At 40.9% G+C, this 23370-nt stretch carries 23 protein-coding genes and 2 tRNA genes; 11 read left to right on the top strand and 14 right to left on the bottom strand.

Annotation, left to right across the window (positions count from 1 at the left end):
• Positions 1 to 223: 223 nt before the first annotated feature.
• Both EDM53_RS02520 and EDM53_RS02515 read right to left on the bottom strand, forming a co-directional pair.
• A complete protein-coding gene (locus tag EDM53_RS02520; protein ID WP_130122105.1) occupies positions 224 to 850 on the bottom strand; it encodes a BON domain-containing protein in 627 nt (208 codons plus the stop codon).
• Between the two features lie 36 nt (positions 851 to 886).
• Positions 887 to 963 (bottom strand) — tRNA-Met (locus EDM53_RS02515).
• Positions 964 to 1182: 219 nt separating this feature from the next.
• On the opposite strand from EDM53_RS02515, the gene EDM53_RS02510 reads away from it, so the two are divergent.
• Entirely contained in the window at positions 1183 to 1716 is a 534-nt protein-coding gene (locus tag EDM53_RS02510) for a ClpXP protease specificity-enhancing factor SspB (protein WP_207215428.1), read from the top strand.
• Between the two features lie 23 nt (positions 1717 to 1739).
• Here EDM53_RS02510 and EDM53_RS02505 read toward each other — a convergent pair whose 3' ends face one another.
• The 4 genes from EDM53_RS02505 to rpoZ all read right to left on the bottom strand — a co-directional run bounded on the left by EDM53_RS02505 (position 1740) and on the right by rpoZ (position 4747).
• Positions 1740 to 2855: an Rpn family recombination-promoting nuclease/putative transposase gene (locus EDM53_RS02505; protein WP_130122101.1), complete on the bottom strand. Its 1116-nt coding sequence runs from the start codon at positions 2853 to 2855 to the stop codon at positions 1740 to 1742.
• Between the two features lie 499 nt (positions 2856 to 3354).
• The gene (gene rpsI, locus EDM53_RS02500; protein ID WP_242507838.1) at positions 3355 to 3771 is read right to left on the bottom strand and encodes a 30S ribosomal protein S9; all 417 of its coding nucleotides are present in this window, start codon (positions 3769 to 3771) and stop codon (positions 3355 to 3357) included.
• Between the two features lie 23 nt (positions 3772 to 3794).
• Complete coding sequence (rplM, locus tag EDM53_RS02495; protein WP_130122097.1) at positions 3795 to 4271, bottom strand: 50S ribosomal protein L13; 477 nt, start codon at positions 4269 to 4271, stop codon at positions 3795 to 3797.
• Positions 4272 to 4384: 113 nt separating this feature from the next.
• Positions 4385 to 4747 carry a DNA-directed RNA polymerase subunit omega gene (gene rpoZ / locus EDM53_RS02490; RefSeq protein ID WP_130122095.1) on the bottom strand — a complete coding sequence of 121 codons (363 nt, stop codon included), beginning with the start codon at positions 4745 to 4747 and terminating at the stop codon, positions 4385 to 4387.
• A 205-nt stretch (positions 4748 to 4952) separates the two neighbouring features.
• Between rpoZ and aspS the strand changes: the two genes are divergently transcribed.
• The 6 genes from aspS (at position 4953) to EDM53_RS02460 (ending at position 12306) form a co-directional block, all read left to right on the top strand.
• Positions 4953 to 6800, top strand: a complete 1848-nt coding sequence (gene aspS / locus EDM53_RS02485; protein ID WP_130122093.1) for an aspartate--tRNA ligase — start codon at positions 4953 to 4955, stop codon at positions 6798 to 6800.
• A gap of 10 nt (positions 6801 to 6810) precedes the next feature.
• Complete coding sequence (gene acpS, locus EDM53_RS02480) at positions 6811 to 7173, top strand: holo-ACP synthase (protein WP_130122091.1); 363 nt, start codon at positions 6811 to 6813, stop codon at positions 7171 to 7173.
• Positions 7174 to 7500: 327 nt separating this feature from the next.
• Complete coding sequence (gene ftsH / locus EDM53_RS02475) at positions 7501 to 9435, top strand: ATP-dependent zinc metalloprotease FtsH (RefSeq protein ID WP_130122089.1); 1935 nt, start codon at positions 7501 to 7503, stop codon at positions 9433 to 9435.
• Positions 9436 to 9768: 333 nt separating this feature from the next.
• Positions 9769 to 10740 (top strand): ABC transporter substrate-binding protein, encoded by a 972-nt coding sequence (locus EDM53_RS02470; RefSeq protein ID WP_130122087.1) that lies wholly within the window; start codon positions 9769 to 9771, stop codon positions 10738 to 10740.
• A 5-nt stretch (positions 10741 to 10745) separates the two neighbouring features.
• Positions 10746 to 11480, top strand: a complete 735-nt coding sequence (locus tag EDM53_RS02465; RefSeq protein WP_130122085.1) for an ATP-binding cassette domain-containing protein — start codon at positions 10746 to 10748, stop codon at positions 11478 to 11480.
• Positions 11470 to 12306 (top strand): ABC transporter permease, encoded by an 837-nt coding sequence (locus tag EDM53_RS02460; protein WP_130122083.1) that lies wholly within the window; start codon positions 11470 to 11472, stop codon positions 12304 to 12306. The genes EDM53_RS02465 and EDM53_RS02460 overlap by 11 nt, the downstream gene beginning before the upstream one ends.
• 182 nt (positions 12307 to 12488) lie before the next feature.
• On the opposite strand, the gene EDM53_RS02455 is transcribed toward EDM53_RS02460, so the two are convergent.
• The 5 genes from EDM53_RS02455 to EDM53_RS02435 form a co-directional block, all read right to left on the bottom strand.
• Positions 12489 to 12564 (bottom strand) — tRNA-Lys (locus EDM53_RS02455).
• 365 nt (positions 12565 to 12929) lie between these two features.
• Positions 12930 to 14573, bottom strand: a complete 1644-nt coding sequence (locus EDM53_RS02450) for a hypothetical protein (protein WP_130122081.1) — start codon at positions 14571 to 14573, stop codon at positions 12930 to 12932.
• Positions 14574 to 14645: 72 nt separating this feature from the next.
• On the bottom strand, positions 14646 to 15098 hold the full coding sequence (locus tag EDM53_RS02445; protein WP_130122079.1) for a hypothetical protein: 453 nt from the start codon (positions 15096 to 15098) through the stop codon (positions 14646 to 14648).
• A 46-nt stretch (positions 15099 to 15144) separates the two neighbouring features.
• A complete protein-coding gene (gene rpmE, locus EDM53_RS02440) occupies positions 15145 to 15459 on the bottom strand; it encodes a 50S ribosomal protein L31 (protein WP_130122077.1) in 315 nt (104 codons plus the stop codon).
• 167 nt (positions 15460 to 15626) lie between these two features.
• Positions 15627 to 16115, bottom strand: a complete 489-nt coding sequence (locus tag EDM53_RS02435; RefSeq protein ID WP_410528553.1) for a DUF5394 family protein — start codon at positions 16113 to 16115, stop codon at positions 15627 to 15629.
• A 185-nt stretch (positions 16116 to 16300) separates the two neighbouring features.
• On the opposite strand from EDM53_RS02435, the gene EDM53_RS02430 reads away from it, so the two are divergent.
• Both EDM53_RS02430 and EDM53_RS02425 read left to right on the top strand, forming a co-directional pair.
• Positions 16301 to 16975 (top strand): dioxygenase family protein, encoded by a 675-nt coding sequence (locus EDM53_RS02430; RefSeq protein ID WP_130122073.1) that lies wholly within the window; start codon positions 16301 to 16303, stop codon positions 16973 to 16975.
• A 16-nt stretch (positions 16976 to 16991) separates the two neighbouring features.
• Positions 16992 to 17198, top strand: coding sequence for a hypothetical protein (locus EDM53_RS02425; RefSeq protein ID WP_130122071.1), 207 nt, complete (start codon positions 16992 to 16994; stop codon positions 17196 to 17198).
• A gap of 370 nt (positions 17199 to 17568) precedes the next feature.
• On the opposite strand, the gene fsa is transcribed toward EDM53_RS02425, so the two are convergent.
• The gene (fsa, locus tag EDM53_RS02420; RefSeq protein WP_130122069.1) at positions 17569 to 18204 is read right to left on the bottom strand and encodes a fructose-6-phosphate aldolase; all 636 of its coding nucleotides are present in this window, start codon (positions 18202 to 18204) and stop codon (positions 17569 to 17571) included.
• 1 nt (position 18205) lies between these two features.
• Positions 18206 to 18673, bottom strand: a complete 468-nt coding sequence (locus tag EDM53_RS02415) for a DUF3035 domain-containing protein (protein WP_130122067.1) — start codon at positions 18671 to 18673, stop codon at positions 18206 to 18208.
• 134 nt (positions 18674 to 18807) lie between these two features.
• On the opposite strand from EDM53_RS02415, the gene EDM53_RS02410 reads away from it, so the two are divergent.
• Both EDM53_RS02410 and EDM53_RS02405 read left to right on the top strand, forming a co-directional pair.
• Complete coding sequence (locus EDM53_RS02410; RefSeq protein WP_130122065.1) at positions 18808 to 21465, top strand: PD-(D/E)XK nuclease family protein; 2658 nt, start codon at positions 18808 to 18810, stop codon at positions 21463 to 21465.
• A gap of 111 nt (positions 21466 to 21576) precedes the next feature.
• On the top strand, positions 21577 to 22599 hold the full coding sequence (locus tag EDM53_RS02405; protein WP_130122063.1) for an amidohydrolase family protein: 1023 nt from the start codon (positions 21577 to 21579) through the stop codon (positions 22597 to 22599).
• 252 nt (positions 22600 to 22851) lie between these two features.
• Here EDM53_RS02405 and EDM53_RS02400 read toward each other — a convergent pair.
• On the bottom strand, positions 22852 to 23370 hold a 519-nt coding region (locus EDM53_RS02400; protein ID WP_207215426.1), incomplete at its 5' end, for a PD-(D/E)XK nuclease domain-containing protein.

The following is a 23370-nucleotide window of genomic DNA, read 5'->3' as shown; positions in this document are numbered from 1 at the left end:
TTAATACACACGTTTTTCAATCCCACGTCACGTTATAGCAGAGCTACACTTATACTACAATAGCCTATTTTGGGGCGGCTTTATTGACTGCACTGTTGTCCTTGAGGTGAAACACTGACCCACCTCCTTCTACCAAATTTAAGGAGGCATGCAACCTTCCTCACATAACATTCTGACGTTCTGCTTTCAACAAATTGTCCAATCAGATGGGAAGTATGTCCCCCTACTTTACAGGACGTGGATGGGCAGCATCTCCAGGGGGTGCTATGCGACGCGGATCTGTCACAAAGATAACATGGCTTACCACTTTCTTTACACCCTTTGTTCTACGTGCGATCTCCAACACAGTATCTAACTCACTGTTACTTTGTGCAATACCCAACAAGTAGACAACACCATTGTTAACGTCAACTGTATAGTTAAGTGAGCGAACGTCTTTTTGCATCAGTAGCTTCGACTTGATCGAGGTCATGATGAAGGAGTCTAGAGCTTTTGCTTTAAAGTCTTTCTGTCCAACTTCTATTTCGTTTATCACTTCCTTGACACCGCGTATAGACCATACGATCTTGGCGGCTTCCAAAGAGTCATGCTTTGTCAGTACGTTACCCGTCAACAAAACCCTACCTTCGTATACATGTACACTCACCTTAGTAAACAAATCACCAAAGTGCTTTTGTGCAAATGCATTTTTTATCTTCAATAATATTCCTTTGTCATCCATTATGTTTCCGAAACTCCGCTCTTCAGCAAGGGAGGTTCCGATCTCTCCAGTAGTAACTATTGCAAGAGGCAGACAGCCCGATACAAGGTAGGAAAGCAAGATAACGATGGGTAAGACGCGCTTTATCATTTTAACAACAAAGTATAAGGACGTGTTAAAAACAACTGGTTGCGGGGGCTGGATTTGAACCAACGACCTTCAGGTTATGAGCCTGACGAGCTACCAGACTGCTCCACCCCGCGTCATAGTGTAGATGTATATAACATTACACAAGATATAGCAACAAAATAAATGTTTTTACTAACATCATCACTCTAAAGCTTCAAACCATGGTAATTTTAGCTTATATTTTATTTTTACCTTTTGTTAACGTTTAAGATGTATAAATAAAAGATAAGATGTTAAAATTGCTCCGAATTTGAAATAGGAGACTGTCTTTGTTCGTCAACATAATGGAGGAAATGATGGATAGTGAATTCATTAACTATGGAAGACTAGTAGATGCATCGATGCATAGTATAGTCTTTAAAGTATTGAAACTTGTAGAGCTTGAAGGATTGAGGGGTGAGCACCACTTCTTGATTTCATTTATGACACAGTATGAAGGTGTCATAGTACCTGAGGTAGTCATCGAAAAATACCCTGAGGAAATTACAGTAGTAATACAGCACCAATATCAAAATCTCAGGGTTGGCTCTCAAGGCTTCGGAGTCACATTGAGCTTTGCTGGAAAGAAAGGAGATATCTATGTACCATATGCGGCCATTACATCATTTGCTGACCCTAGCGTCCAATTTGGCCTACAATTTAGGGGCTCTCAATATCATCCTGGGTTCACATCTATTGTTGCAGAACATAATGGCAACAACAACACGGGGCACAAAAAAGTTCGCAGCTCTATCGGCCAAACGATCAGTAAAACGCACAAAAGATCAGAATGTGCAGAGGACCATAACGTTGTTCCATTTACACGATTTCAAAAAAAGCTGAGATAGACAAAGGTATTGGTACACACTACTCAGTCTACAACTAGAGCCTTCACATCAGACTCTGATAACCCGGTGGCCTCACTGACCTTCCTGTGGTCCAATCCAATACTTAGCAGATGTTTTGCTATCGACAATGCCTTCTCCCGCTCGCCTTCAGCCCTTCCCTCCTCTTTACCTACGGCTTTACCCATTGCTATCCCTTCTTCCTTGCCTATTGCTAACCCTTCTTCCTTCCCTTGTGCTATGCCTTCTGCTTTGCCTTCTGCTTTGCCTATCGCTATTCCCTGCTCCATACCTTCCGCTATGCCTTCCTCTCTTCCCTGTTCCATAGCATCCTGACGCTTCTTTTCAAATGCTGAGTCCTCAAATCTCCAAAATGCTAAGTGCGACTCATATATCTCCCTCTCTACATTCGTCATCTGCAGTTCCTTCATCACTTGTAACGCTTTCTTCATCTCCGGTAGCGATAGCGCCTTCGGTAACCTCTTGGGATCCAGTAACGCATATTTCGTCAATATCGCCACCCATTTGTCCAGCATCTCCTTCGCCTTCCCTACTACCTCGTATATGTCTTCTACATCCCTCTCTGCGTACTTGCTTAGCTCTATCGTATGTATTTCTATATCCTTAAATCCTCCTACATGCGTATCCTTATCCAGCAACACAAATCTATGATGATATTTGTTCGGTGCATGCACACTCCACCCCTTCTCCTTCTCATAGTCTATTGCCGTAAAGTTCAATATATGTATCGCTATCGTTCTCTTCAGATCTCTATACTTCCCTCTTGCTCCTATCTGATTAGAGTACACTCTTGCCCAACCATACAACCCTCTCTTGTGATAGTCCAGCTCATCTGCCAGCTGCATCTCTACCAAAAAGTACGTCCCAGTATGCTTGTTCCTTGCCTTAACATCTAAAATAGATAGCTTGTCTTTCTTAAAGTTTCTTTCGTTGTACGGATTCAATATCTCTATTTCGCTTATCTGATCTTCCTCAGATACTATAGAGTTTAGCAATGATATCAGTATGTCAGAATTGGCCTCAACCCCAAAAATCTTCTTAAAGGCGACGTCAATGAGAGGATTGATCATGTACACGTCGTCGTACTTGATCCGCTTTGTTTTGCTTGCTTTTTGCTTCATCTTGTCATCACTGTGTGTTTCTATGTAATGACATTATACATCATACATCACTCCTTGCAATGGCTGTGCTTGTGTTGAATCCAAATTCTCTTTTCTCGACTCTTATACCAAGTTTCAGATTAAATCAGGCGAATGGATTTGAGGATGAGGCTGCGTAAGCGTATTGAAATACGTGCGCAGAGCCGAGTTTCACAAAATCCGTTTTGAATCATTTAAAAATGAGATTTGGTATTATTCCGATAGTGACACGCAATATAAACCAGATACTACTACAGCGAGTCTCTGCAGTACCTTGCTACACATGGTGACTTTAAACGCTCTACAAACACAGCTTTCTTACAATTCAAACACCGTGAAAGGCTGCTTGAAATAGCTAAGGACATTTAAGACAATTACATGACAAAGAGAGGTGCCAAGGCTTGCTTCTAAACGGACGACAAGTACACGAGAAGATGACAAGAGAACCAAGAGCTTTGCAAAAAAAAGCGAAAGTAACGAATCAACGTTTGGAGAACTGGAAGCTCTTACGTGACTTCTTATGCCCGTATATCTTACGTTCTACTTTTCTCATATCTCGCGTTAAAAGCTTATGGTGCTTCAAAACCTGATGCATCTCAGGAACGGAAAGATTGAGTGCTTTGCTAATACCTAACCTTATAGCACCAGCCTGACCTGAAAGACCACTACCACGAACTGTACAAGAGACGTCATACTGGCTTACAGTATCTGTAATTACAAAAGGTTGGCTGATAGCCATTCTCAAAGCAGCTCTTGCGAAATAACGTACAACATCAACACCATTCACAGTAATTTTGCCAGTACCTCTAGATATCCAAACCCTAGCAACAGCTTCTTTTCTCCTACCGGTAGCGTAGACCCTAGAATCAAGCTTGCTAGAGGAAACTTCTCCTACCATACCATGCCTCTCATTCATATTCCTTAACCTTTTATTGCATTTTTCCGATTACGGACTTTCAAATTCCACTCAACAGGATTTTGACCGCTATGAGGATGCTCACCTCCTGAGTAAAGGTGGAGGGCCTTCATTTGCTTGTCTGCTAGTGGGCTATCTTTTGGCATCATCCTCTCTATAGCCTTCAACAAGAGCCTGTGTGGATACCTGCCTTTTAAAATTTGACCTTTTGTCCTTTCTTTGATACCGCCAGGATAATTTGTATGCCAATAGAACTTGTCTTGCTCAAGCTTTTTTCCGGTAAGCCTGATTTTATCAGCATTTATAACAACGACGTGATCCCCATTATCTATATGTGGAGTGTAAGCAGCTTTGTGCTTACCACGTAAAACCTTGGCAATCTCAGCAGCGACACGGCCTAAAACCAAACCAGAAGCATCAACGAGATGCCAGTTCTTAGAAACTTGAGGTAGTGTAGTACGGCTACTAGCTAACAAATTCATAATGTATATACCAAAAATAAAGTAAAGAGCACTATATCTACTGTATTCAATAGATAAGCCATTATGTTATCACTGTAAAAGCATGTCAACATAAAACTAATATGCTTAAGATATTATTTGTCATCATCTTCATCCTGCATGAACATGTCGTCCATGTCTTGCTTTGATACCGTGTAATTGCTTAGCTCCTCCAAAATTTCTGCATCTCCTGCACTATCTTCAGCGTCTAATTCCGTAATATCCTCGCTTCTTCCACTGTTTCTATAGCTTTCAATTACAGATTTACGCAGCTTTGGTACTTCAATGCGAAGAGTAGCTATCTCCTTGAGCGCTTTCACTGTCTCCTTATCCTTTGTATCGCTCAGCTCTGATTGCGCTCCTGACAACATTTCTTTGGCTCTGTGCGCAGCTAATACAACAAGTTCGAACCTATTGGATACAAGTTTTATACAATCTTCAATAGTTAGACGTGCCATAAGATCCCATTAAATTTGATAAGCAATTTATAACATTTAGGCAGCATATTACTTTTTTCTGAAACTTGCAACTCCAGAAAAATCTGTATATATAGGTATTTGTAGACCCACGTGCACGTAATTCGCTATACCTTGCTAACTTGCGAACAGCGAACTGATATGTGCTTTTTGACCGTGCTTGTAATAACTCTTCTTAATCGAAACCATGGACACTCAACTTTCCCATCAATACAGAACTCATCATTGCGGACAACTTCGAATCTCGGACGTAGGACGTACAGTCAAATTATCCGGTTGGGTACATAGAAAGCGAGATCATGGAGGTGTACACTTTATAGATCTCAGGGATCACTATGGAATCACACAGATAGTTTCGTCATACCAGGATTTGGATATAGCAAAGCTCTCTGGTGAGCAATATGAGGTTCTAAGAACTTTAAGCTATGAAAGCGTCATAACAGTAGTTGGTCAAGTTGTACAAAGATCAAAAGATACAGTAAACGCAGATATACCAACAGGTGAGATTGAGGTAGTCATATCAAATTTCACAGTAGAGTCTGAGGCTGAACAGTTGCCGCTTAGCGTTAACAGCAATCACCCATTTCCAGAAGACATTAGGCTAAGGTATAGGTTCTTGGATTTGCGTAGGGAAAGGCTACATAATAACATCATGTTACGCAGCCAAGTGATTTCATTTATTCGTCAGCAAATGAATGCCCTGGGGTTTATGGAATTTCAGACACCGATACTTACTGCCAGTTCTCCGGAAGGAGCGAGGGATTTCTTGGTCCCAAGCAGGCTACATCCCGGCAAATTCTACGCATTACCTCAGGCTCCACAACAATTTAAGCAGCTGATCATAGCGTCCGGCTTTGACAAATACTTTCAAATTGCACCATGTTTTAGAGATGAGGATGCCAGAGCGGATCGTGCTCCAGGTGAGTTTTATCAATTGGATCTCGAGATGTCATTTGTCACTCAGGAGGATGTCTTCGTTACCGTTGAACATATGCTTTGTAATCTGTTCAAAACATTTTCAAATCTTCCCATTGTCGAGCCGTTTCCAAGAATAGCATATCATGAGGCTTTGCTGAGGTATGGAACCGATAAACCTGATCTGCGCAACCCTATAGAGATCGTGGATGTCACGTCTATTTTTGCTCAGTCTAACTTTGCTCTGTTCAAAGGCAATATCCTTGAAGGAATGGTCGTCAGAGGAATACCAGCACCATCTACAGCAAGTAAATCTAGAAGCTTTTTTGACAAAATCGTGGATTTTGCTCAGACCGAATTAGGTGCACAAGGTCTTGGATACATAACATTTACAGAAGATGACGTCGCTAAGGGCCCTATAGCAAAGTTTCTATCTACCGAGGAATTGAAAATGCTCAAAAACACAGCTGAAATATCCAGTGGAGATTCGATATTTTTTGTGTGTAATCACAAAAACATCGCAGCTAAAATCGCGGGTCAGGTAAGAACAAAACTTGCAGAAGAGCTAAATATCATACAGTCAAATGTCTACAGATTTTGTTGGATTACAGATTTTCCTTTTTATGAGTGGAATGAATCTGAAAATAAAGTGGATTTTTGCCATAATCCATTTTCAATGCCACAGGGAGGATTGGAGGCACTGACAAACGCCAAAACTATTGAGGATAAACTCAACATTAAAGCCTTTCAATACGACATCGTATGCAATGGAATAGAATTATCGAGTGGCGCAATTAGAAATCATAAACTGGAGATTATGTATAAAGCATTTGAAATTGCAGGCTACGATAAAGAATCTGTAGATAGCAAATTTGGAGGTTTGCTGAAGGCTTTTCAATTTGGCGTACCTCCACATGGGGGTATAGCTCCAGGAATAGATAGAATAGTGATGCTGCTCGCTAACGAAGCAAATATCAGAGAAGTGATCTGCTTTCCCCTTAACCAAAATGGAAAAGATCTGCTGATGGATGCGCCTAACGTCGTTTCCGCAAAACAACTCCAAGATCTCCACATTACACTGACACCGAGTGCAAAACTTTGCTTAAAAACGGACAAGTAAGCTTCAAGTCATGATAAAAGGTATAGGATGCGATATAATTGCCATATCCCGTGTTGATAAAGTCCTTCGGAGATTCCAAGACAAGTTTCTCACTAGAGTCTTTACTAAGGAAGAAATAGCGCTGGGCTCTGCTTTACCGATGCCGAAACGTATCGCACACTTTGCAAAGCGCTTTGCAGCTAAAGAAGCTATTGCAAAAGCATTAGGCTATGGTATTGGCAGTTCATTTGGTTTTAAAGATTGTATGATTCTCAACGCTCAATCCGGAGCGCCGTACGTAGTGTTCGATCCTATCCGTGATTTATACCAAGTGCATTTGTCAATCTCCGATGAGAAAGATTACGCCATCGCTTATGTAGTCATTGAAGAATAACATAAATTGATGTTATATGAAGCTTGAAACTGGCAGAATACTAATCTCTCTTGGTGTCGCACTTCCTCCAAATTGCTTCAATCAAATCGATAGAGGTAGAGGTGCTGTCGCATGTAAAATGTGAAACAAAAACCTATGACAGCTCCACTGTGAAGGGGATATGCTACGGCTCTACATAAGAAGAAACTATTGCCTTGTCGATTTATTTGTTCAATTATTAAAATATTTGTGATTAGATATAACCATATGGAGTAGAAATAAGCCGTTGTTATTCACTATATAAGATATAGATATACAAAACTGCATTTTATTTACGGACAAATCTTTATGAAGCAATTGAACAATAACAGTATTTGGAAAAACTTTTTTTGGTGGATTACAATCGTTACGCTGGTACTATTTTTGTATGGTATGCTTGGCAGTTTCAATGTTATGACAACAAAAATCACATTTTCTGATTTTTTAGATAATATACAAACCAATAACATTAAAGAAGTAACGATTAAGGGCGACACTGTAGAGGGAGTTTTAGAAGACGGTAAAGGGTTTCACACATTGGTGCCAGCAAACTACCCAGAACTTATTACTGAGCTAAGAAGTAAAAACGTCAAAATTAACGTGGTGCCCCTAGAAACATCTATGTCTCTCCTATTTGGAGTATTGATCAGCTGGTTGCCTATAGTATTATCGATAGCGCTCTGGGCTTATTTTATGCGCAATCTATATGGCGGTGGAAATAAAGCAATGGGTTTCGGTAAATCTAAAGCGAAGCTGATCCTCGACGACAAAAATAAGATTACATTTCTCAATGTGGCAGGTGTTGATGAGGCAAAGGAGGAGTTATGCGAGATAGTGGAATTTCTAAAGGCGCCCTCAAAATTTCAAAAGCTTGGTGGTAAAATTCCAAAAGGATGCCTTCTAATAGGAGCCCCTGGTACTGGAAAAACTCTTCTTGCTAAAGCTATTGCAGGAGAAGCTAGCGTCCCATTTTTCACGATATCAGGTTCTGATTTCGTTGAAATGTTTGTAGGAGTAGGTGCAAGCCGAGTTAGGGACATGTTTAATCAGGCCAAGAAAAGCTCTCCATGCATTGTGTTTATCGACGAAATAGACAGCGTCGGTCGTCGTCGCGGTGCTGGGGGCAACTTTGGAGGTGGTCATGACGAACGAGAGCAAACCTTGAACCAACTTCTAGTTGAAATGGATGGATTTAACGATAATGACGGAGTTATCATTATCGCTGCTACTAACCGTCCCGATGTTTTGGATCCTGCTTTGTTAAGACCAGGACGTTTTGATAGACAAATTCATGTACCAATACCAGACATCAATGGTCGCGAACAGATTTTGAAAGTTCATGTTACGGGCGTACCAGTTGCTCCAAACGTGACCTTGCGGACTATTGCTAGAGGAACTCCAGGATTTGCAGGCGCAGATCTCAAGAACGTGATCAACGAAGCAGCATTACTTGCGGCTCGCAGAAACATGAAGGTGGTCACAATGCGGGAATTGGAGGAAGCTAGAGATAAAGTGATGATGGGTATGGAACGCAGATCCTTGATTATGAGCGAAGAGGAAAAGAAACTCACGGCATATCACGAAGGAGGTCACGCCATAGTAAGTATTTACACAACAGGCTCAGATCCAATTCATAAAGTCACTATCATACCAAGAGGTAGAGCCCTAGGAATGGTGATGCACTTACCGGAAGATGATAGGTTCTCATGGACTAAAGAAAGGATGTTAGCATCTATCACGGTAAATATGGGGGGAAGGATTGCGGAAGAATTGATCTTTGGTTTAGATAAAGTGACAAGTGGCGCAACCAGTGACATAAAAAACGCCACCGCATTAGCTCGTAAAATGGTAACGGAATGGGGGTTAAGTGAAAAAATAGGGCCAATTTTGATTCATAACGAAAAAGATGAAGGCAACATGTTTGCTCAAAACCACATATCAGAAGATTTGGCATGTACAATAGATGCCGAGATCAAAGAAATAGTCATGAATTGCTATGAAAGAGCTCATCAAATATTGACTACTCACATGAAAGATCTGCATCTGCTTGCAGGCAAATTGCTAGAATATGAAACTTTGACTGGTGAGGAGATTAAAGATTTATTATCTGGTAAAGAGATAATAAGAGTCACTGACGACAGTACGAACTCAACCCAATCTAGATCGACTAGGTCCTCTTCTGTCCCTATCACTAGTACGGATGCAGTACTTAGCACAATTGTAGAGACTAAAACGTCACACTAGTTGCTAAAACTAGAAGAAATCAGTCTCTACTAAGTACTTACTGGTTGTCTCCTCCTGCTTTCCTCATACATCAAACCCTTTTTTGTCTTAGTATCGTGTATTGTTGACTTTCCAGTTCAGCTAGTGTAGCCTTGGCTCATATGCTGAGGGATACCAACTTCAAAAAGTACATTCGTTAAAAGATATGCATCACCCTCTCCTATTCCTAGACTTCTCCGTGTTTGTTTCTTGCACAAGTAAGTATGGATCCGTAGGAGCGTCGGAGCAATTCAACACAATTGTCTCGGAATTTTGGTATAAATCAAATATAACTTAATACTGGATATATGAGACATGAATAAGAGATTTTATTATTTGATCCTTGCGGTTGTCGTTGTTGCGTCGATGTTTGCCGCATATCACAATCACCCAAGTCATAAGCTTCCTACTATAGCTATCGCCAATTATGGGCCACATGCTTCTCTGGACGCGGTAATTGTTGGTTTGAAAGAGCAAATGCGGGCGGATGGTTTCATCGAGAATCAAAACGTGCGCTACGAGATGGCGGACGTAGGGTTTGATCATGCCCTTATACCTCAAACAGTGGCAACGCTTAAAGCACATAATCCAAAAGCGATGGTGGTGATGTCCACGCCTATTGCTCAATTTGCAAAAGGTAAAATTAAAAATATACCCCTGATCTATGCGGCGGTTACAGATCCAGTAGATGTTGGCTTACTTCAAAATCCTCAACAAGCAGATGGTAACATGACTGGAAGTTCTGATATGCAAGATCTTGAAAGTCTACTTAAATTTGCGAAATCTCTGTTACCTAACGCCAAAAGGGTCGGATTATTGTATGCCACATCTGATAGCAACGATACATCCTTGGTTAAGATGATGAAGTTAGCGGCATCTAAGCTTGATATGTCCGTTGTTGCTATACCTGTTGAACAAGCAAGGGATGTGCCTGTCAGAGCACAGGGGTTTAAAAATGAAGTGGATTTAATATACGTTGGAACAAGCGGTCCAATTCAACCTACCTTACCAGCAATCTCAGCAGAAGCGCGTAAAATGCGGATACCTGTGTTTAATGTACAGTCTGCTGCAGTTCGGGATGGATTGGCACTGGCAAGCTTTGGAGTGGATTATATAGCTGTTGGTAGAAATGCTGGAAAGCTTGCATCCGCAGTATTGAAAGGAGACGATATTAGTAACCTTACTCCGCTATATCCAACTGCTGCAGATCATAGTGGCCTGATCAACGAAAAGCTTGCAATCGAGTTTGGTATAGAGATTCCTCCAGGGTTTGAGATTGTCAAGTAACTGATATGATTGACATCGTAAGTGTTACAAAATCCTTTCCTGGGCTTTCAAAGCCTGTACTGGATGGTCTCACCCTTTCATTAGCGGAAGGTGACTTTTGTATTTTAATTGGCGCCAATGGTTGTGGTAAATCAACATTGGCAAAGCTAATCAACGGTGAATACAAACCAGATCTAGGTGAAATCAAACGTAGCGGCAACGTTGCTCAGGTTGTACAGGACGTAAATCTTGGAACTATACCTGATATGTCCCTACTTGAAAACATTGCTTTGAGTGAGATGAAAACGCCAAAGCTTCTTTTTTACAGGAGATACAAACAATCAGTAGTTCAAAAATTATCTGCATTAGGAGCTGGACTAGAAGAGTATGTCGATCAACCTCTTAATAGGCTGTCGGGAGGTCAGAGGCAAATGGTTGCAACACTGATGGCGATCAATTCTGGTAGTCCAATCTTGGTGTTAGATGAGCACACTTCGGCACTTGACCCAAAATCACAATCTTCTTTGATGCAATATGCGGCTCAAGAGATTGCTACAAAAAAGCTGACAACTATAATGATTACACACAAGATGGATGATGCGATCAAGTATGGCAATCGTTTAATCATGCTGCATCAAGGTAGGATAGTTGTAGATATGGGGACATCACAGAAACGAAGTATATCTGTCCAAGATTTGCTTGGGATGTTTCATAAATATGAGGATCAGCTTTTAGTATCAGGGGAAGGCAATGACAATTGATGTATTGTACATGGGCTTATTGCATGGCTTGGTGCTTTCCATTATTGCTTTTGGTATTATGATTCCATTTCGCTTTTTAAATTTTCCAGATTTAACAGCAGAAGGTGCTTATCCACTTGGTGGTGCAATATGCGCAAGTTTGTTGATTGCAGGTGTACCGCAAGTGTTAGCAATAATGTGCTCGATGATTACATGTGGTGTTATGGGCATATGTACGTCACAGATTAGTCTCCGTCTTAAGGTTAATAGTCTACTTGCCGGTATCATATTAAGTACAATGGCATACAGTATAAATCTGAGGATCATGGGCAAACCTAATATTGCCTTATTTGGAATGGACGGCATCAGTTTTGAGGTCATACCTCTAATAGTACTAATCCTATTATGTGTCATACCTTTTGGTATGTTTTTACATACCGATTTCGGTCTGAGATTTCGCACGATAGGCAACAACCCGAAATTTGCAGTTTATCATGGCATCAATATCAACCAATATACAAGCTTAGGCTTATTTACAGGTGGATGTGCATTTGGTCTTGCTGGGAGTTTGACAGTACAAATTCAGCAATTCATGGATGTTGGTATGGGTGTGGGGATCGTCATCCATGGTTTAGCTAGCCTCATGATAGGAGAATCAATCGTTGGAAATAGCACAATACGAAAACAACTTGTAGCTCCGATTGTTGGGGCACTTGTCTATCAACAGATTCAGGGGTTGGCACTGTCATTCGGCCTTGCACCATCAGATCTAAAGTTTTTTACGGGCAGTGTAGTATTGATTGTATTAGCAATACAACAGCCTACTAAAAGCACTAAGGATGCTTAGCTTTCTTGAAGGCATCACTGATATTTAATGTTTCTGTTATAATAATCAGGTTAGAAGCTATAGTGGATGATCGAATATCTGTCTTTTGACACAGAGTTGACCTATGTTACCCGATTTTCATCTGAAGTGTAGAACGCAGTATGATTTTAACAATGGCGAAATTGCAAAATGCTTTATTGTAGTGGTGATCCCGACGCGATTCGAACGCGTGACCTACTGATTAAAAGTCAGTTGCTCTACCGACTGAGCTACGGGATCATGACGTACGTAGGAGGAAAAACGTTATATTGTTTTTTTCATACGCGATGTACTTTTGATGATACGTGTTTTGATCAAAGAAGTACAACACATCTTATACACGATTCGACATAGCTAGCACAAGTAATTTTTGCATTTATTGGGTGAATTATAGCGACTGGTGAAATATTTAGGCTATAACCAGGGGAGTGAAGAGGCTATTTTTTCTCTGCTGTGGACTTATGATAGGGTGTACACCATTGATTTATTTAGCACTTTATCAATTATAAACGATAATTGTTAAGAAACTGCAAAAATGGTGTATGATCTCACTCTAACACTACTGACCGCATGGGGGATTTGTGACACGCAAAAGTACAGGATTGTCAACGCCCTCTTCCTGCTCGACTGGTTATAGACGGACTAGGAGCAGGAATGTTCGGTCTGCTTTCCGCTATTGCGATGTTTGCTGCATTGGTCAGTTCTAACTCTGCGATCTTTCCAACTGCCTCTACAGCAGGATCTTTCTCCTGAAATAACTTTGCCTTATTATATGCTATCTTACCACTGTTCACAGTTATTTCAGCTTCTGTCTTTATCCCGTCACCTATATTGGAAAATACAGAATTCATCCTCTCTTTCCCAACATCAACTTGTCGATCATCGATGGAACTTATAGCATGCGCTCCAGCATTCAATAGAAGACCCGCGTTTTCAACAATAGCACCAATAACTCTGGTAGGAGCTCCGCATACACTTCCCAATACGTCGGTACTAGCATATTTTATCTGAGCACCAGACTCTTTTATAACATCACCACACAGGTGCGTGATCCCAGACACGTTATTTACAACAGAATTCTTAAATTCATTCAACGATTCCCTTAGAGGCGATTCTCCTTCAACTCTTGTCTTTTTCCACGAGCGGACGCAAGATTCTAGAGCACCACCTACTATACCTATAGTTGCTGCTGCCAATTCACCTCCATTGTTAATACACTGCGCGGTGTTCTCCAATGCAGTACCTGCAACCTGAGATACTCCCCCTAGTATACGAAATGGGACACAAAGAGCAGTAGCAATCCCCCAGCCTATTTTTCCTAATGTGCTCTCTGATGCTTTGAACTTCTCCTTCAGTCCATTGAAGCCACTCTTTATTGTATCCCCAATGTTCTTGAGCACTTTCCCTATACCTTGTACTATATCACCAACTATGGACGCTATGTACTTCACCAGCCTTCCTAGCCCCATGATTCCTTCGCTCACCAGATTATATGGCTTTTTCTCTTCTTCCTTTTTTTTCTGGGATTGTAATCCAGCGTCTTTAGATATCTCTGTGGAAGGCTGTTGGAAATTCTTAACTGACTCGATCAGTGCATTAATCTTATTTCCATATTGCTCCGTATTATTCTTGTACGATTCAAACTCCGCCTTAGTCCTTTCAAATTTCGTAATTGTTTTTTGGAGCTTCGTTTGTAAACGTTGTAAACGTTTTAACTCCTTTAACTCCTCTTTATCTTTATCTTTATCTTTATCTTTATCTTTTTCTAATTCTGTTGTATCCTGAGCCCCACCCTTAGAACTGGGATCCAATTGCTTATTTACTGCATCCAATTGAGTCTTACAGTATTCTATGAATCTATCAACAGTTATTGGCTCTTGAGGTTCATTTTGAGTCTTCTTTTGGACTACAGGCTCTTGCCCAATCATTTTATCAAGCTCAGTAGCCCTTGCGCCTATATTCCTAAACCAATTATCCTTACGTTGCTTAATGCCATCTAGTGCCTTTTTCTCCCGCTCACTCAGTGTACCCCATTCATTATCTGCTTGAGCAACTTTCCTTTGAGCTATGTCAACAGCCGGACCCCATGCTGCACGATTTGTTAGGATGTCACTTCTATATTGACGAAAAGTAGTTAAAAAGCTTCCTAACTGTTGATTGTATTCTTGAATCTCCTCGTTGATCTTGTTGATATCAAGTTTTGTCGTAGGATTGTTCGTATCTCCTTGCTGCTCATCCGGCATCTCCACACCTCGCTCTATGATCTCATATAGCAAGTGTAAAGCAGAATGGTTAACAAATCGTAAAAACTGATAAAAAGCTTATTTCTTTGATGCAACTTTAACGTCGGCGAAATCAAAAATGCTTTTTGAGGAAGGAGTGCTCTTTTTCTCTTTTTGAACCTTGGTTCTGCCCTGAGGCTTCTCCTTTGCCTGCTTGTGGAGTTTTACGGGGTCAGGGATTCTGGTCTTTGAATGATGGGATGCTTGAACGGCCTTTTTATAGCTGGTATTTTTGCTTTTTTTGCCGGACGAGGATTTGTTGGCCTTGATGTTGTTGTATATCGCTCTGTTTTGATTTGCAAAAACCACACCACCAGAGTTTTGTGGAGGCATCTTCACAGGAGATGGATCGGACCTCACCAAAGGCACATCCTTCAAGGTTATAGGGCGAGCTATATATTCGTATGAATAGTAATAGACGCTAAAAAATACAAGGGCTGCGGCGCACAAGAGTCCGTAGGGGAACCAAAACGCCAGCTTTTTCTTTTTCATTTTTCTTCCGACTTTGAAAACAACACGAAAACTAAAGGCGCTTGATTTATGACTTTTTGGCAGTTAAAAAGTCCAAACCGCTATATCTCTGCTGAAACTTTGACACCTCACTAGCGCGTGAGTTGATGTAATTTGTTTCTTTGGTCCATGCGGGATGTGTTTTTATATCGACGTCTAGCTTAATAACATTTTGATGATACGTAGAGTAGATATCAAAAACGCTACCATCCGTCATCTCTACAGCGATTCTTCTGTAGTTAGGGTGCAAAGTCTTCTTTTTTGATATTCTTCTACCATTGTGTGAGGTAGGGGAATCCTCATTGCCTACAGATGGCTGCGCTTTAGATTTTTTTGTCACCATATTTCATTTACCGTTTAGAAGTTTTGAGCACAAGTTTGATAACATTTAGCAGCCTTATGATAAATCCTTTTGATGAGTATGTCTATACTTAACTAGACATTTAGACGAATTATGCTGCTATTCTTTTGAAGCCACGCTTGTGTACATATCAAATTCGCTGGACGTATTTACCTTAGCAATGTACCGCCTTTAGGTTTCAATCCGTCACTTTTTAGGCGTGCTAGAAATGTTCCCCTATTGGATTCCATTGCATTGACATCAGATTGTTTGATGTTTTTTGCATATTCCATACCTTCGTATTTCATCGCTTCCTTGATTCCGCGGGCTTGTACATTGTGAATAAAGTTATCTAGTTTCGTTTCGCCGGCTAATCTACGTGGATTCATGATTTTGTAAATCTGATATACCAATATTCTATATCTTCTCTCTTTTTCTTCGTTAGATAGCTCTTTTTCTTCCTGTTCTTGTTCTTCTTGTTCTTTTTGGGCATCTTTTTTGATCTTTCCTATGCCCAACACATTTTCCAGGAAAATAATTAAACCGGCATCCACCTTAAGAGAGTGAGCGTGTACTATCAGATATTCCAAGATCGCGACCAACAGTTCTTTATTAGCCTCTAGCTTCGCGCTATTGACTTGTCCATGTTCGTCAAACATCCCTTTAAAGTCGTACACCACTTCTAGTAATTTTAGCAGCGTTTTAGGCTTTAGATCTCTAATAGCTCTAAGTTTTTGATCTAGCTTTACTTCCTTAGTCATAAGAACAAATTATTGACATTCCCAGATACCATTATGATAGTATAAGTTGGTAACTGTAGGTAGTATTTTTCTTAGTAGGCGGTATGTTTATCTCGTTTCTAAAGTGCCAAAACAACAACGTCTTAAGCTTTCTGTGTTGTATTTTTGGGATAGTCTCAAATGCATATGCAACCGATGTGACCACAAATAACAGGCAAACCTTTATCACAAGTTGTTGGACAACACCTGAGATATGGGACACTGACCCCCCTATGAGCATTCAAAAGCATAATGATCTAAGGCGTCAACCTGGTTCTGCAGAGTTTGCCCAAGGTCAGTTTATAGATATTGAGGGTAAGGTATTGGATGCCAACTGTGTGCCGGTTAGCCAGGCCATAGTAGAGATATGGCAGAAGGATAGCCTTGGTAATGGTCAAGATGAGTCGAAGGACTTACGCTTTGGATATTCTGGTACTGCGGTTACAGATAACCTTGGTAACTTTCGTTTTTTGACAGTCTACCCTGGTGTTCATTTAGCTGCAAAGCAAGAGGTGGCACCGCATATCAACTTTAGAGTGAGACATGTGGACTTTCCATTGTTTGAGACGAAGATGTACTTTCCGGATCACAGTGCCAATAATTTTGACGTGTACTTAAAGAATTTTATAGACAAAAACAGGTCTAATCTTCTAGTATCAAGCAATATTGGATCGCATGATCCGGTTACTTTCAGGTTTAACATTACTCTTGAAGGGTCAAATAAGTATAAATATTATTAATAATATGGAGAGATCTATGAAGTTTATACAGGCAGTTGTTTTATCTACTTTATTGTTTACAGCAAGCTATGCGTTTGCTGCGGATCAAGCAGCGAATCAACCAGCAGCGGCTACTGAAAAAGCGGCACAAGGTGTTCCTCAAGCTGTAACAGAAGATGCAAAAGCTAAAAAAACAGAGGAAGCTGTTAAAACGGAAGAAGCGACTGGCAAAAACAGCAAGTAAATACTGCTTTAGTATTTACAAAGCTTTAATCTCTTTTTGGAGCCCTTGGCATTGTTACATGTCGGGGCTTTTTTTTATTTTCAGAGGGTTTGGGTCCCAATCTCTGGAAATAACACCAAATTTCAGATTAAATCAGGCAAATGGATTTGAGGTCGAGGCTTTTTTTTGTCATCAACTATGTTTTAATACATTTGCAATTCCCGCTTTCCTCCTGTCTCATGCCCGTGAAAACGGCCATCCATTTGCCTTCGCGAACAACTTCACAGACAACTTTTGCCCGAATTCCTTTCATTCCAATTAATTTTGCACACAAGCTCTAATGTCAAACTCGGGAGTTTTTTGACGGGGGAATTGCTGAAGAATTTTGGTACTATTTTGCAGCGGATTGGAAGATTTCAAGACCTTCGGTGGTCAGAGGGTGGCGCATCGCCTGCTCTAGCACATTTGGGGGTACGGTTACTATGTCAGCACCGAGTTTTGCGGACTCAGCGATATGGAAAGGTGTTCTGACGGACGCCACTAAGATCTCAGTTTCAATATCTGGATAAGATGAGTAAGCGGTGTGTATATCATGAATCAATGATATACCGTCAGAGCCGATATCATCTAATCTACCAACAAATGGAGAAACGTATGCTGCGCCTGCTTTTGCAATTAACAAGGCCTGGGTTGTTGAAAAGCAAAGGGTGACGTTGACAGGAACGCCGTTGCTGCTAAGTTTTTTGCAAACTTTTAAGCCGTCCCAAGTAGCGGGGACTTTAATCACTATTTGGTTCCCCAAGGCTACAAGAGTTTCTGCTTCTTTGAGCATATCGTAGACATTTGAGCTGTTAACTTGTGCGCTGATGGGGCACTTGATGAGCTCGCACATCTCTTTTAACACCTCAAGCTGTTGTCTTCCAGATTTTGCGATCAAAGAGGGGTTGGTGGTGACGCCGTCTACTAAACCAATTTCGTAAAACTGCAAAATCTTTTGAATATCGCAGCTATCGATAAAAAACTGCATTTTAAGAACCAAAGATACGTTCTAGTGTACTTTTCTCTGTTTTTTTGCTTGGGTCAACGTGATTGATCTGCTTCCCGGCTTTTTTATTATCCTCGATCCGCTGTTGTTCTTCATCGGGTTTGAGGACACCCTTTTGACCACCAAAGAAGGGAATGCCTTGTGGTTTAGAGGTAGTAGTGTACTCAGTAATGCTCTTTGTATCCATGTTAGAAGAAATCTGATCCATCAGATTTTTCTCTTCCTGAGTGTAGGCAGTCTTACCAGCAGGAACATGCCCTGAAGCATCTAGAGCGCTGTTTTGCTGTGTGGATGGGTCAACGAGATCAAAGTTGGGTGGTACACTAAGATGTGGATACGAGATTACTGTAAACTCATCTGGGACTGGCTTTTTTAAACCTAAGGCGGACTTTACTCCGCTACACCCGGATACTAAAAGGCTGCACAAGACAACAATGGCGACTCTTTGCATATTGCTATATTTTTTATTGCTTTGTATACATTAGGTATTATATCTTTTTCTTGTAAACTGCAAGAAATTTTGGCGCATTATTACTAAGATGAACCGATAACGATTGTACAAAGCTTCAACTTTAATAACAACCAATGAGCAAAGTAGTAGAAGTTGGGTTGCTACAGAACCCTTTAAGGGTGGTTGCAGACTGTATCATAAGTGAAGCGGAGCATTGGCGACAGAAGAAGCGAATCGTAGTGGTACCGTCTGCGCATGCTGTCTTTCAGTTAAGGCGGATGCTGTCAAAAAGTGGAATATCAAGCGTCATAATCTCGTTTGGGGATATCGCAGACAATCTTGAGTTATTTTGCGACGTCAGCAGCATACAACGGGCGCCTTTACCTTCAGCTATCGATCATGTTCGCATGGAGCTCCTATTAACTGAGCTTATCGAAGGTTTACCTCACTCATTTAGGAATGTGGGGTTGTATAGAGAGCGGACGCGTGAGCACCTTGAAAAGCTTATTGGAGATTTTTTTGCTTACAATGACGAGGTACCAAGTGTGCTAAGGGAAGATCCTCAGTACGAATTGACTAACCTCATTCTTAGCAAATTGCGCTTGATGTTAGAAGGTGCGGGGCTTGTCACAAAACAACAGAGAGATAGGTTGGCTATTATGCGTCTGGAGGAGTCGCGATTGTGTGACCACATGTGGGACCACAGAATATACGCACTATCTCCATACTGGTCTCGGCCTTATATAGAGCAGTTTCTTGATGTATTGAAATCGCTTGAGACTGCCACATTGTTTGTACCACAAAAGGTTGTTCACCCTAGTCCTTTGGATTTACAAAAGCAGTATGAGCATCTTGGATTTTCGATCATTGAAACTGAGACCGAAGTTGATGAAGCAGAGCAGATTACATTCTGTGTACTGCGACATTTGAAGGATAACATTGAAAATACTGGTGTAGTTACAAGTAACAGCAAGATTAAGGCGCTGGTGAGTCAAAACTTAAGGCTGTTTGGTATTAAGGTTGCTGTCTCCGTAGCTGCCATATCATTGCCGGAAATCAAGTGGTTTATGGAGTTAGTGACGTTGCTTACACAAACGAGACTTGATAGCGAGCTTATGCTTGGTTTTTTAAAACACAGCCTCTTTGACTCTTTAGAGTTGGTTGAGGAGCTGCATTATCTGGAAACTAGTTACTTGCAAGTGCACAGAGATTTTCAAACACTTGAGAATCTGACGAATATACTAGCTAGGGATAGCAAATTAAACAATTCCAGATTATTTTTGATACTTGTGAACATTTTGGAGGTTAAAAGATCGTATCGAGCATCTGACAAGATAAAGTGCTTGGTGACTCGACAGCTTGAATGTGCCTTAAAAATTACGGACGGAGGGTTTTGCAGCACTAATGGGTATCAAGCGCTCAGAGGTATGTGTGAGAGCATCACTGATGCTGCGGGCATTCGGTGCATATCTCTGGAGATATACCATAGTGTGCTGCGAAATTTGTTACAGCGGACACAGTATACACAGGAGGAGCAGAACAGTGCAACTAATGTACAGATCATGGGGCCATTAGAAGCAAGCTGCTGTTATTTTGATTTAATTGTGATCGGAGGTCTAAATAGCAGTGATTGTATAGTGCCTTCAGAATACAATCCGCTGGTAGACAGGACTCTATCAAATTATTTAGACTTTCCGGAGCGTGAGGATATTGAGGAAATGGAAGCGCATGTTTTTTATGCTCTTATCAGTCACGCTAAGGTGGTGTTTTCTCGAACGAAGATAGCGAAAACAATAGAATCAAAATGGCTGTATAGGTTGAGACGCGCTGTTCCGGTGGTACCATTAGGAGATCAAAGATGCTATAAGGTGAGACAAGTATGCGAACACAGCAACATACAACCACGACCTGTTCTTCCAGTGGACATGAGAAAAACGGAATTTTCGATTAGCGCTATTGAAAGGCTAATGCTTGATCCATATGTGTATTATGTGAAAGACATATTAGGACTTGCGCCGCTTTCAAGTACAGCTGAGAATTCACTGAAAAAGGAGTGGGGTGTGTACGTACATGCCACAATTACAAAGACGATATCTGGTATGATTCAAAAGCAGGGCAGGATAAACACAAGCGACATATCGCTACAATATTTTACTTCTGCGATGCTTGAAAATTTTTACGGGCTTATTCAAGAGAAAAGGGAAGAATATCAGCATATTTTGCCATTTTGGAGTAAAAGGATAAGAAGCCTAGCGAGTTGGCTATATCAGTATGAAATTGCGATAATGCCACGGACCAGGCATAATATGATGAATCACTACTGTTCTATGGATGTACTGATGGGTGCACAACGGGTAAAAATTTTTGGTATCATAGATAGGGTGATATTTTTAAGGGATGGTTGTATTAAAATCATAGATTATAAGACTGGTACAATACCATCACAAAAAGATGTGAGCCTTGGAACGTCACCGCAATTACCGCTGGAAGTGTTGCTGCTTACTAATGATGTGTGTGACGTGTCAGATGGAAAAGAGCCTACGATCCCTTTTTGTAATACTTCCAATGTGACTCAGTGTTACATTAAATTGGATGGTAAAAGGGAGCAGTGTTCTGAACACGAAATTGCTGTGGTACCAAGTGTAGCTTTTGAAGGTTTGACGGAGCTGATTGCAAAATTTTCAAGTGTGGAACAACCTTATTTTGCAATGCCGGTTCTTGGGAAGCATCAAAAGCATAAGTGGTATCGGCATATTATTAGACAAGAGCAGTGGCTCGACGACATGTTATGAATGGTATAGCTGTCTTATTGGCATGAAAATGTTAAAAAACTTGATGGACGTGACCTTATGATATACAATTGTGTGCTAGAATATGGTGCGTAGTTACAATCAAGTTTTAATATGCCACAAGCTCCTTCTACAAAGTTTTTTGCTTTGAATCCGCAGCTTGCAGATTTGCATGTCCATGTTGGCAGTATATCTGATCCTGCGCTGTTATGGGATATCTCTCACTATTTAGGCTTTAAGCTACCTGCGGAGGATTATTGGTCTTTTGCACAGATGATGGTTGCAAAGGACATAGAAGGGGAGGACGCCGCTGCAAGACTAAACAGGTATTTGAAATTTTTTCATCTGACGGAAAGAATACAATCTAGTCCTTATGCGATGGAAAGGGTGATTTACGATGCAGTTAGTAGAGCGTATCGGAACTATAACATCACGAAACTGGAGTTGCGATTTTGCCCTATGTGGAGAAACAGACAGGGCGAGCATGATTTAGACTATATCATGATCGCATCTCTACATGCATTGGATAAGGCCAGCATTGCCTTTCCGGAGGTGAAAACTGGTATTATACTGGAGTTTGACAGAAGGCTGACGAAAGAACAAAATACTGTAATTTTGGAAAAAGCCATAAAGTACAAGGGGAGGGGGGTTGTAGGCATAGACATTGCTGGACCTAGAGTTCCACACTTTAGCTATATGGACTACGTTGAACTATATCAGGAAGCGATAATGCAAGGTCTCAGTACGACAATACATGCAGGTGAGGAGGGTTCTGCTGATGAGATGAAGTCGATAGTTGCAAATATTCCGCTTCACAGAGTGGGGCATGGAGTAAAGGCTTATACAGATTTGGAATTAATGAAGATGCTTGTGGACCGAGACATTACACTTGAGATATGTCCTACTTCTAATCTTACTTTGGGTATAGTTGATGGTTTAAGGGAGTTTAAGGAAATTATCAGGACATTTATCAAGAATGATGTGAAGTTTACAATTAACACGGATGGTCCTATACTTTTGAATACGGATATTAAGAAGGAGATTAGTCTTTTATTGGATCATCAAGTTGTTTCGTTGGAGGAGATGTTGGTGATTAACAACAGGGCGCACGAAGCAAGCTTTATAGTGAAGCGTTAGGGGGGAGAGGTATAGGCGCTTCTGACAATGACGGTTGTCTGGTGTGGTAATACCAAATTTCAGATTAAATCAGGCAAATGGATTTGAGGATGAGGCTGCGTAAGCGTATTGAAATACGTGCGCAGAGCCGACTTTCACAAAATCCGTTTTGAATCATTTAAAAATGAGAGTTGGTATAAGAGCCTGTCCGCAAATAGGAGATACGTTGGTGGGTCTGGATGGGGTATGTCATAGTAAGTGTGTAAGTGAGGGTTATTTTGACATACTCATACTCTCAGATACCAATTCCATCTGCTTCCCGCAAAACGCCAACCCTATCGCCAGTACCTCATTCACACCGTTTTGCTTAAAAAGCTCAAGGTATTGTTTGTCCTTAACTTGTTTTAGGCCTTCTTTTGCCTTTGCCTTCAGCTTCTTTGGGTCATCCGTTGCCTTGAACTCCAGTAGTATCCCAGCTCTTTCACTCTGCTTTGGCAACATCACTACATCAAACCTTCCAAGCCCCGATTCTTGATTCGATCGTATGTAGTATTCTCCTCTCAATCCCACTACCAGACCCAATATAAACACATGAAATACTTGGTCAGGTGTATTCTTATTAAAGTCAAAGTAACTTCCGCTTTGCATTATATAGCTTGTGATGTACATCTCAAACTTCTCCATATCTCCATCCATCAAGCTCTTCACAAAGCTATCGTATGACTCTATGCTTATTGCCTCGCTAAACCAATCATCTACTATGTCATCGTACACAAAGCTCACTTCTTTGTT

The organism is Rickettsiales endosymbiont of Peranema trichophorum (genome assembly GCF_004210275.1).
GTDB lineage: Bacteria > Pseudomonadota > Alphaproteobacteria > Rickettsiales > Midichloriaceae > RICK02.
This window is presented reverse-complemented; position numbering and strand designations above follow the sequence as displayed.